This window comes from Streptomyces sp. AcH 505, from assembly GCF_000818175.1.
In the GTDB taxonomy this organism is placed as follows: domain Bacteria; phylum Actinomycetota; class Actinomycetes; order Streptomycetales; family Streptomycetaceae; genus Streptomyces.
Window position 1 is genome coordinate 4,267,989 of the sequence record NZ_JTIY01000001.1, and the last position, 9,790, is coordinate 4,277,778.

The window sequence follows — 9,790 nt, forward strand, 5'->3', positions numbered from 1 at the left end:
CGGCGCGGCAGCCGCACCCTGCTGCTCTCCGCCGACCCCGAGGGGCAGCCGCTGCCCGTGCCCGCGGGGCCGCGCCCCGACGAGCCGGCCGAGGTCGCGGAAGGGCTGTGGGCCGCGCGCACCGACTCGGCGGGACACTTCCGCAGCGAGCTGCTCACCCTCCAGGAGCGGGTCGGCCCCGGGCTCGATCTGCTCGGCGCCCGCAGACTGGCCGGCGAGGAGCTGACCGAACTGCCCGGCAGCGAGCAGTTCGCCCTGCTGCACTCCCTGAGCGCCGCGGCGAAGGGCGACTGGGACGTCCTCGTCGTCGACATGCCGCCCCTGCGGGACGCCCTCGCCGTACTGGCCCTGCCCGAGCAGCTGCGCCGCTACCTGCGCCGGCTGCTGCCCCCTGAGCGGCAGGCGGCCCGCGCGCTGCGGCCGATGATGGCCCAGCTCGCCGGCGTACCGATGCCCGCGCAGTGGCTGTACCGCACGGTCGAGCACCGGGACACGGAGCTGGCCGCAGTCCAGGCGCTGATCGAGGACAGCACGACGACGGTACGGCTGGTCGCCGAGCCGGGACCTGCCGCCGACGAGACGCTGCGCTCGGCCCGGGTGGGGCTCGCCCTGTACGGGATCCGGGTCGAGACGCTGGTGGCGAACCGGCTGGTCCCCGCCGACCAGGCGGACCCGTGGGCGGCCGGCGTCGCGGCCCAGCAGCACAAGAGCCTCGACGGCTGGCACGAGAGCTGGGCGCCCGAGGTCCCCGTACGGGAGACCGCGCATCTGGGCCGCGACCCGCACGGCACCGCCGATCTCGCCGCCCTCGGCGTACCCGAGCCGGACGAGCGGACCGAGGGCCGGGCGGACGACCCCTGGTGGACCGAGGACCGGCTGGCCGACGACGGTCTGCTCGTCTGGAGCCTGTCGCTGCCCGGGGTGCGCAAGAAGGACGTCAACCTCGTGCGCAAGGACGACGAACTCCTGCTGACCGTCGGCCCGTTCCGCCGGATCGTGCCGCTGACCTCGGCACTGCGCCGCTGCACCGTCACGGGCGCCGCCCTCACCGACGATGTGCTGCGGGTCAGATTCACCCCGGACCCCGCGGTCTGGCCGCACGCCGACTGAACGTAATACGGCCGTTCGGGTACCGTCGGATACAAGCACCCTTTCGCCGTGCTCGGTGAGAGGCCCCTGTCACTGACGCGGGAGTACCCCATGAGCGATGCAACCGAGCGCCCCGCCGCCGACTCGGACGCCTGGGCCACGGCATGCGCGGAAGACCTGGCAGCCGAGAAGGCCAGGCGCCGGGCCGTCTACGGACCGCCGCCCGCCTCCGCCTCCGACGAACTGCGTAAATTCGTCGACGCCGTCTCCGACAAGGTCTCCTCGCTGCAGACCCCGCTGTTCGGCATGGCGGCGCAGGGAGCCGTCCAGCAGTTCATCAACCAGGCCAGGTCGGCCGTCGAGCCGGTCATCGAGCGCAACCCCGGCCTCTTCGACCATCTCGCCGCCGCGGGCAACGAACTCCTCGCCGCGTACCGCTCGGCGGTCGAGGGCCAGGAGACCCGCTGGACCCAGGGTCCCGTCACCCCGCCGACCGGCCCCGTCGACCTCTCGGCCGATCTGAAGAAGTCGGACGACCCCTCGGACCCCCGTGACGAACGGCCAGGTCCGGACGGTCATATCGACCTGGACTGAGGGGAGAAGCCCCGCCCTCGGGTACGGTTGCCCTTAGCGGGGCTCGACCGAAAACTGAGGGACACATGGGACTCACCATCGGCGTCGACATCGGCGGCACGAAGATCGCGGCCGGCGTGGTCGACGAAGAGGGCACCATTCGGGGGATGCACAAGGTGGCCACCCCGCAGACGGCCGAAGGAATTGTCGACGCGATTTGCGCTGCCGTATCGGGCGCGGGCGAGGGACACCAGATCGAGGCGGTCGGCATCGGCGCCGCCGGCTACGTCGACGACAAGCGCGCCACCGTCCTCTTCGCGCCGAACATCAACTGGCGGCACGAACCGCTCAAGGACAAGGTCGAACAGCGCATCGGCCTGCCGGTCGTCGTGGAGAACGACGCCAACGCCGCGGCATGGGGCGAGTACAAGTTCGGGGCAGGACAGGGCCACGACGACGTCATCTGCATCACGCTCGGCACCGGCCTGGGCGGCGGCATCATCATCGGCAACAAGCTGCGCCGTGGACGCTTCGGTGTGGCCGCCGAGTTCGGGCACATCCGGGTCGTGCCCGACGGGCTGCTGTGCGGTTGCGGCAGCCAGGGCTGCTGGGAGCAGTACGCCTCGGGGCGGGCCCTCGTCAGGTACGCGCGCCAGCGCGCGCACGCGACACCGGAGAACGCCGAGCGGCTGCTCGCGCTCGGCGACGGCACGGTGGAGGGCATAGAGGGCAGGCACATCAGTGCCGCGGCCCGCGACGGCGACCCGGTCGCCGTCGACTCCTTCCGGGAACTGGCCCGTTGGGCGGGTGCCGGTCTCGCCGACCTGGCGTCGCTCTTCGACCCTTCGGCCTTCATCGTCGGCGGCGGGGTGTCGGACGAGGGCGAGTTGGTCCTCGACCCGATCCGCAAGTCGTTCCGGCGCTGGCTGATCGGCGGCGAATGGCGTCCGCACGCCCAGGTGCTGGCGGCCAAACTCGGCGGTGAGGCAGGCCTGGTGGGAGCGGCCGACCTGGCTCGCCAAGGCTGAGAGCGGCAGCGCGCCACCGCCACGACCTACACGACTGTGCCCGCCGTATCCCGTCACCGGGGTACGGCGGGCACAGCCGTTTCCGGGGGCGCCGGGCGGTGCGTCGATACGCCGCCGGGCTCACGTATCGTGTGCGCATGGCGATGTCCCCACTGCCCGACTCCCGTACCGAGCCGGACGGTTCGGCCGTGATCCGGGTGCTCAGTTACAACATCCGCTCGATGCGCGACGACCGTGCGGCCCTGGCCCGGGTGATCCGGGCCTGCGCACCCGACCTGGTGTTCATCCAGGAGGCGCCGCGCTTCTTCCGCTGGCGCAAGAAGGCCTCGCGGCTGGCCATGGCGACCGATCTCGTGGTGCTCGGCGGCGGCGCGACAGCGGCGGGACCGCTGCTGCTGTGCTCACTGCGCGCGACCGTGGAACAGACCGAGGACGTACTGCTGCCGCTCACGCCTGGGCTGCACCGGCGCGGCTTCGCCACGGCGGTCGTGCGGTTCGGCGGCGCCAGGCTCGGTGTCCTCAACTGCCATCTGAGCCTCCAGGACGACGAGCGGTACGCCCAGGCAGGACAGGCGCTCGACCGGCTGAAGGCGATGGACGCACCGCACGCGATCCTCGCCGGCGACCTCAACGAACCTCCGACGGGTCGCGCCTTCCGTCTGCTCACCGGCGCCCTGCGGGACGCCTGGACGGCGCGGCCCTGGGGCGGCGAACACACCTACCCGTCGGCCGGGGCCCACCGCCGTATCGACGCGATCCTCGCCACCGAAGGCGTGGAGGTCCTCGGCTGCGGAGTGCCGAGCGATCTGCCGGGGCTCACCGAAGCGGACCTGAGGGCGGCGACGGACCATCTGCCCGTGCTCGCCGCCCTGCGCGTACCCGCCTCCTGACCCGTCCCGGCCGCTGATCCGGCCGGGCGGCGCTAGACCACGGCGCCGCGCCCCGGGTCGTCGTGGTCGTCGTCCTCGTCATGCTGCATACGCGCCACCAGCGTGGCGAAGCCGCCGAGGAAACCGCCGATGCTCAGCGTCGTCAGCCACCACGTCATGTCCCACTGCAACAGGATGACGATCAGCATCAGCAGCGGACCGCCGATGACGGCGAGCCAAGCGAACCTCGTCGTGACGTCGGCCTCCGGCAGCGGCGGCGGCTCGGGCGGTACGAAGTGGCCCTCGCCGTCGTCGTCATCGTCGTCGATGCCGTCGTCATGGGGCTCGTCGAGCGCGTAGTCACGGGGGCCGCCCACCCCCGGGGCGAACACCACCGAGCCGCCCAGCGGCGGCTTCACACCCTCCGGCGCCGACGCCGGAGGGACCTCGGCGGCCGGGCCCTCAGGCTCCGGGCCCTCAGGCTCCGGGCCGGACTCCGGTGTGCCGCCCTGCTCGGTGTCGGACCCCCTCGTCCTGTTGCGCTCGCCCTCCAGCACCGCCAGACCGTCGACGGACTTGAAGGGCTTCGCGCCCGGCGGGTCGGCCGGCTCCTCGCCGTACCCCGCCACGATCGCCGCCCACGCGGCGTCCTCGTCGATCGGCTGCGGCTCGCGGTCCGCGTCATGCTCAGCCACCGGTGCTGCTCCCCTTCTTCCCGACGCTCGGAGCGAGGCGGCCGATGAACGCGTGACTCTCCTCGAAAATCCGCTCCGCGTCATGGTCCAACGTCGCAACGTGGTAGCTCTGTTCCAGCAGAACCTCCCGGACATCACGCGACGAGACGCGCGCGAGCACCCGGGCCGAGTCGACCGGCGGTACGACATGGTCCTGCGTGCTGTGCAACAGCAGCAGCGGCTGGGTGACCTGCGGCAGCGCCGCGTCCACCAGCCGGAAGAACTTCCGCACCGAGTGCGCCGCGTGCAGCGGCACCCGGTCGTAGCCGATCTCGTCACCGCCGGCCTTCGCGATGTCGTTCGCCAGGCCCTTCGTGCTGGGGATCAGATGACGGACCACCGGCAGGGCGTGCGCCGCGAGCCCGTGCACCTTCAGCCCCGGATTGACCACGATCACCCCGCTGATCGCCGGACCGTGCTTCGAGGCGAGCCGCAGCGCCAGCGCGCCGCCCATCGAGAGCCCGGCGACGAAGACCTGCTCGCACCGGTCCAGCAGCTGCCGCAGCGCCAGGTCCACCTCCGCGTACCAGTCCTGCCAGCCGGTGACCTGCATGTCCTGCCAGCGTGTGCCGTGCCCCGGCAGCAGCGGCAGCGACACGGAAAGACCGCGCTCGGCCAGATACTCCGCCCAGGGGCGCAGCGACCGCGGCGAACCGGTGAAGCCATGACAGAGGAGGACGCCGACGTCACCGCCCTCATGGCGGTACGGCTCGGCTCCAGGAACGACCGGCACCGGGGTCTCCTGTTCGTAAGAGGGGGGTTCGGGCAGTAGAGGGGTGTGCGGCGACGCTCAAAAGGTGTACTTCACCGTACGCGACCGGACCGACACCGACCAGGTCCGTCGGACCCCTCACGCAGATGAGCGCAGGTCTCGTCGGCCTCCGCACGGGTTATGGTCAGTCGGAGCGCACACAGGAGGCAGTCGAGTTGATCTACGGCGCAATGAAGTTCTCCATCGGCGGGTCGTTGAAGCTCGCCTTCCGGCCCTGGGTGGAGGGCCTAGAGAACGTTCCCGCAGAGGGGCCGGCGATCCTCGCGAGCAACCATCTGTCCTTCTCCGACTCCTTCTTCCTGCCGGCCGTCCTCGACCGCAAGGTCGTCTTCATCGCCAAGGCCGAGTACTTCACCTCTCCCGGAGTCAAGGGAAAGCTGACGGCGGCCTTCTTCAAGGGCGTGGGACAGCTGCCGGTCGACCGGTCGGGCGCGCGCGGCGCGGGCGAGGCCGCGATCAACAGCGGTGTGAAGGTGCTGGCCGACGGCGAGCTGTTCGGCATCTACCCGGAGGGCACCCGCTCGCCCGACGGCCGGCTCTACCGGGGCAAGCCCGGCGGTCTCGCGCGGGTGGCGCTCGCCAGCGGCGCGCCCGTCATTCCCGTCGCGATGATCGACACGGAGAAGATCCAGCCGCCCGGCCAGGTGATGCCGAAGCTGATGCGCCCGGGGATCAGGATCGGCAAGCCGCTGGACTTCAGCCGCTACCGGGGCATGCAGGGCGACCGCTTCATCCTGCGGGCGGTCACCGACGAGGTCATGTACGAGATCATGAAGCTGTCCGGCCAGGAGTACGTGGACATCTACGCGACGGCGGCGAAGCGCCGGCTCGCCGAGGCGGGCAAGGCCGACGCACCCCAGGGCTGAGTCAGGGGGCGCGTGGCGCATGGGGGAGCGATGAAGAGCGAGCGTGTCGTGAGGATGTCGGTCGAGCAGCCGCTGTGGCGCGCGCTGACCGCGTACCGCCTGCTGACCATGGTCTACGCCGTGGTGCTCTTCGCCCTCGAACGGGACAGGTTCGAGCGGGCCTGGGTGGCGGTGGCCTACCTCGCCGTGATGGGTGTGTGGACCCTGGCCACCCTCCCCAGGGTCGCCGGCGCCGCGAGATGCACCCGGCCCTTCCTGGCCGTCGATCTTGTCGTGGCGCTCGCCGGCATCCTGCTCACCCCGCTTGCCGACGAGCAGGCCCAGCACATCGACGGGCCCACCCTGCCGTCGATATGGACCGCCGGTGTGGTGCTCGCGTTCGCGGTGAAGGGCGGCTGGCGGTGGGCCTGCGTCGCCTCGTCCTTCGTCGGCGCGGCCAACATCGTCGAGCGCGGCAACCCCAGCAGGGACACGCTCCACAACGTGCTGCTCGTCTGGGTGGCCTCCATCGCCATCGGCTACGTCGTCGAGGTCGCCCGCGCCTCCGAGCGCACCCTCGCCCACGCCATGGAGATCGAGGCGCGGACCAGGGAGCGGGAGCGGCTGGCCAGGGACATCCACGACAGCGTCCTCCAGGTGCTGGCCATGGTGCAGCGGCGCGGTACGGCGCTGGGCGGCGAGGCCGCCGAGCTGGGCCGGATGGCGGGCGAGCAGGAGGTCGCCCTGCGCACGCTGGTCTCCAGCGGTCTCGTACCGACCGCGCGTACGGCCGACGGCGGCCCCGGCGGGACGCCCGGCGCCGCCGAGCCGTCCGAGATCGATCTGCGGACGCTGCTCGCGCCGTACAGCGGGTCCAAGGTCAGCTTCGCCGAGCCGGGCGCCCCGGTGCCGCTGGCTCCGGCCGCGGCACGGGAGACCGCGGCGGCTGTCGGTGCGGTCCTGGACAATGTCCGAAGGCACGCGGGCGCCGAGGCCAGCGCCTGGATCCTGGTCGAGGACTGGCCGGACGAAGTGGTCGTGACCGTACGGGACGACGGCCCCGGCATCCCGGAGGGCCGGCTCGCGCAGGCCGAGGGCGAGGGGCGGCTCGGGGTCGCCCTGTCGATCCGTGGCAGGCTGCGGGAGCTGGGCGGCACGGCGGAGCTGATCTCCGTGCCGGGGCAGGGCACAGAAGTCGAACTGAGAGTTCCACGGGGGAAGGCGGAGCGATGACCGAGGCGATCAGGGTGATGGTGGTCGACGACCATCCGATGTGGCGTGACGCGGTCGCCCGCGACCTGGCCGAATCGGGGTTCGACGTCGTCGCGACGGCCGGGGACGGCGCGCAGGCCGTACGGCGCGCCAAGGCCACCGTCCCCGAGGTGCTGGTCCTCGACCTCAACCTGCCCGGCATGCCGGGCGTCCAGGTCTGCAAGCAACTCGTCGGCGCCTTTCCCGCCCTGCGGGTCCTCGTGCTGTCGGCGAGCGGGGAGCACGCCGATGTCCTGGAGGCGGTGAAGTCCGGCGCCACCGGCTATCTGCTCAAGTCCGCCAGCACGGCCGAGCTGATCGACGCGGTGCGCCGCACGGCGGCCGGCGACCCGGTGTTCACCCCCGGCCTCGCCGGGCTCGTCCTCGGCGAGTACCGGCGGCTGGCCTCGGACCCCGCTCCCGCCGCGCCCGACGAGCCCAAGGCGCCCCAGCTCACGGAGCGCGAGACCGAGGTGCTGCGGCTCGTCGCCAAGGGCCTCTCGTACAAGCAGATCGCCGAGCGGCTGGTCATCTCGCACCGCACCGTGCAGAACCACGTGCAGAACACGCTCGGCAAACTCCAGCTCCACAACCGCGTCGAGCTGGTGCGTTACGCGATCGAGCGCGGCCTCGACGACGTCTGAGTTTCACCCGCTTCCAACCGCCCTCTGGCGCAACGGAATTCGTGCTGCGCACCATGCGGGAGTGACCTGTGTCACTTCACCGGTGGCCCGGGTACCTCACCGACGGCGAAGGGAAGTGTTTTCCATGCGAGTCGGAGTACTGACCGGGGGCGGCGACTGCCCCGGACTCAACGCGGTCATCCGAGGCATCGTGCGCAAGGGCGTCCAGGAATACGGGTACGCGTTCACCGGGTTCCGGGACGGCTGGCGCGGGCCGCTGGAAGACGACACCGTACGGCTCGACATCCCCGCCGTGCGCGGCATCCTGCCGCGCGGCGGGACCATTCTCGGTTCTTCGCGCACCAATCCTCTCAAGGAGGAGGACGGGATACGGCGGATCAAGGAGACCCTGGCCGCCCATGAGGTCGATTCGCTGATCGTGATCGGCGGCGAGGACACCCTGGGCGTCGCCGCCACCCTCTCCGACGAGCAGGGCATCCCCTGCGTCGGAGTCCCCAAGACCATTGACAACGACCTCTCGGCCACCGACTACACCTTCGGCTTCGACACGGCGGTCGGTATCGCGACCGAGGCCATCGACCGGCTGCACACCACCGCCGAATCCCATATGCGGGTGCTGGTCTGCGAGGTGATGGGCCGTCATGCCGGCTGGATCGCCATGCACTCGGGCCTGGCCGGCGGCGCCAATGTCATCCTCATCCCCGAACAGCGCTTCGACGTCGAGCAGGTCTGCGCCTGGGTGACGTCACGGTTCAGAGCGTCGTACGCCCCCATCGTCGTCATCTCGGAAGGCGCGATGCCCAAGGACGGCGACCTCGTGCTCAAGGACGGCACCCTCGACTCCTTCGGCCATGTCCGGCTCTCGGGCATCGGCGAGTGGCTGGCCAAGGAGATCGAGCGGCGCACCGGCAACGAGGCGCGGACGACCGTCCTCGGACATGTGCAGCGCGGCGGCACCCCGAGCGCCTTCGACCGGTGGCTGGCGACCCGATTCGGGCTGCACGCCATCGAGGCCGTACGGGACGGCGACTTCGGCAAGATGGTCGCCCTGCGCGGCACGGACGTCGTGCGGGTACCCATCGCGGAGGCGGTCGCCGAGCTGAAGACGGTGCCTTCGGAGCTGTACGAGGAGGTAAGCGTCTTCTTCGGCTGACGGATTCTTCGGTTGAGCGTCTTCTCCGGTCGCGCGGGCCAGGCGCCCGGGATCACCACGGAAAGCTCGCGATGATCCCCGGCGCCCGGTGCCTCAGCCCCGCTCGATCGGCGTCCCCGACCGCCGTTCCGACTCCTCGGTGTTCATCGCCCCGGCCAGCGACTCCCTTACGATCCGCGGCCCGTCCAGGGTCAGCACGGACTCCGCGTGGAACTGCAGCGAGGCGAACCCGGCGCCGCGCAGCGCGAACACCTCGTCGCTCGTCTCGTCCCTGCTCACCTCGATGCCGTGCGCCGCCAGTTCGCGCGCCGTCTCCGCGTCGCAGCGTGCGGTGAAGCTGTTGTAGAAACCGACCGTCTCCGCCCTGCCGAACAGCGGGATCCGCGTCTGCGCACCCTGGTACGGGACCTGCTTGCGGACCGTTTCCAGGCCCAGTTCGGCGGCGATCAGCTCATGGCCGAGGCAGACGCCGAGCAGACCGTGCCGGTGGTCGCGGATCAGCTCGGCGGTCAGCGCGCGCAGCAGCCGCATCTTCGGATCCGTGGCGTCGGCGGGATCCCCCGGGCCGGGCCCCAGCACCACGGGACCCTGGTGCGTGAGCGCCGCTTCGCGCAGCCCCGGCGCGTCGAACCGCCGTACCGTCACGTCGAGTCCCGACGAGCGCAGCAGATGGGCGAGCATCGCGGTGAAGGTGTCCTCGCCGTCCACGACCAGGGCATGGCCGGTGAGCGAGGCAGGCTCGGTCTGCATCTTCAGCCAGAACGGCGCGAGCCCGGCCCGGCGTCCGTCCAGCGCCGCCCGCACCCGGGGGTCGTCGGCCAGCCGCGGCCCG

Annotated in this window: 11 protein-coding genes; 8 read left to right on the forward strand and 3 right to left on the reverse strand. The window is 71.5% G+C overall.

What is annotated here, in order from left to right:
* The 4 genes from HY68_RS19530 to HY68_RS19545 all read left to right on the forward strand — a co-directional run.
* Positions 1–1,110, forward strand: a 1,110-nt coding sequence (locus tag HY68_RS19530) for an ArsA-related P-loop ATPase (protein WP_041990621.1), incomplete at its 5' end; no start/stop codon positions are given.
* A gap of 90 nt (positions 1,111–1,200) precedes the next feature.
* Positions 1,201–1,683: a DUF5304 domain-containing protein gene (locus HY68_RS19535; protein ID WP_041990623.1), complete on the forward strand. Its 483-nt coding sequence runs from the start codon at positions 1,201–1,203 to the stop codon at positions 1,681–1,683.
* Positions 1,684–1,748: 65 nt separating this feature from the next.
* Complete coding sequence (locus HY68_RS19540) at positions 1,749–2,690, forward strand: ROK family glucokinase (RefSeq protein ID WP_041990624.1); 942 nt, start codon at positions 1,749–1,751, stop codon at positions 2,688–2,690.
* A 137-nt stretch (positions 2,691–2,827) separates the two neighbouring features.
* Complete coding sequence (locus HY68_RS19545) at positions 2,828–3,580, forward strand: endonuclease/exonuclease/phosphatase family protein (RefSeq protein WP_041990625.1); 753 nt, start codon at positions 2,828–2,830, stop codon at positions 3,578–3,580.
* A 32-nt stretch (positions 3,581–3,612) separates the two neighbouring features.
* Here HY68_RS19545 and HY68_RS19550 read toward each other — a convergent pair whose 3' ends face one another.
* Positions 3,613–4,254 carry a hypothetical protein gene (locus tag HY68_RS19550; protein WP_041990627.1) on the reverse strand — a complete coding sequence of 214 codons (642 nt, stop codon included), beginning with the start codon at positions 4,252–4,254 and terminating at the stop codon, positions 3,613–3,615.
* Positions 4,247–5,026 (reverse strand): alpha/beta fold hydrolase, encoded by a 780-nt coding sequence (locus HY68_RS19555; protein ID WP_041990629.1) that lies wholly within the window; start codon positions 5,024–5,026, stop codon positions 4,247–4,249. The genes HY68_RS19550 and HY68_RS19555 overlap by 8 nt, the downstream gene beginning before the upstream one ends.
* 194 nt (positions 5,027–5,220) lie before the next feature.
* Between HY68_RS19555 and HY68_RS19560 the strand changes: the two genes are divergently transcribed.
* The 4 genes from HY68_RS19560 to HY68_RS19575 all read left to right on the forward strand — a co-directional run bounded on the left by HY68_RS19560 (position 5,221) and on the right by HY68_RS19575 (position 8,958).
* On the forward strand, positions 5,221–5,931 hold the full coding sequence (locus HY68_RS19560; RefSeq protein WP_041990630.1) for a lysophospholipid acyltransferase family protein: 711 nt from the start codon (positions 5,221–5,223) through the stop codon (positions 5,929–5,931).
* Between the two features lie 30 nt (positions 5,932–5,961).
* The gene (locus HY68_RS19565) at positions 5,962–7,143 is read left to right on the forward strand and encodes a DUF5931 domain-containing protein (protein ID WP_041990632.1); all 1,182 of its coding nucleotides are present in this window, start codon (positions 5,962–5,964) and stop codon (positions 7,141–7,143) included.
* Positions 7,140–7,805: a response regulator transcription factor gene (locus tag HY68_RS19570; protein WP_041990634.1), complete on the forward strand. Its 666-nt coding sequence runs from the start codon at positions 7,140–7,142 to the stop codon at positions 7,803–7,805. The genes HY68_RS19565 and HY68_RS19570 overlap by 4 nt, the downstream gene beginning before the upstream one ends.
* Before the next feature lie 124 nt (positions 7,806–7,929).
* Entirely contained in the window at positions 7,930–8,958 is a 1,029-nt protein-coding gene (locus HY68_RS19575; RefSeq protein WP_041990636.1) for a 6-phosphofructokinase, read from the forward strand.
* Between the two features lie 93 nt (positions 8,959–9,051).
* On the opposite strand, the gene HY68_RS45285 is transcribed toward HY68_RS19575, so the two are convergent.
* Positions 9,052–9,790 (reverse strand): aminodeoxychorismate/anthranilate synthase component II (locus HY68_RS45285; protein WP_241778618.1); only part of this gene is annotated, 739 nt, incomplete at its 5' end.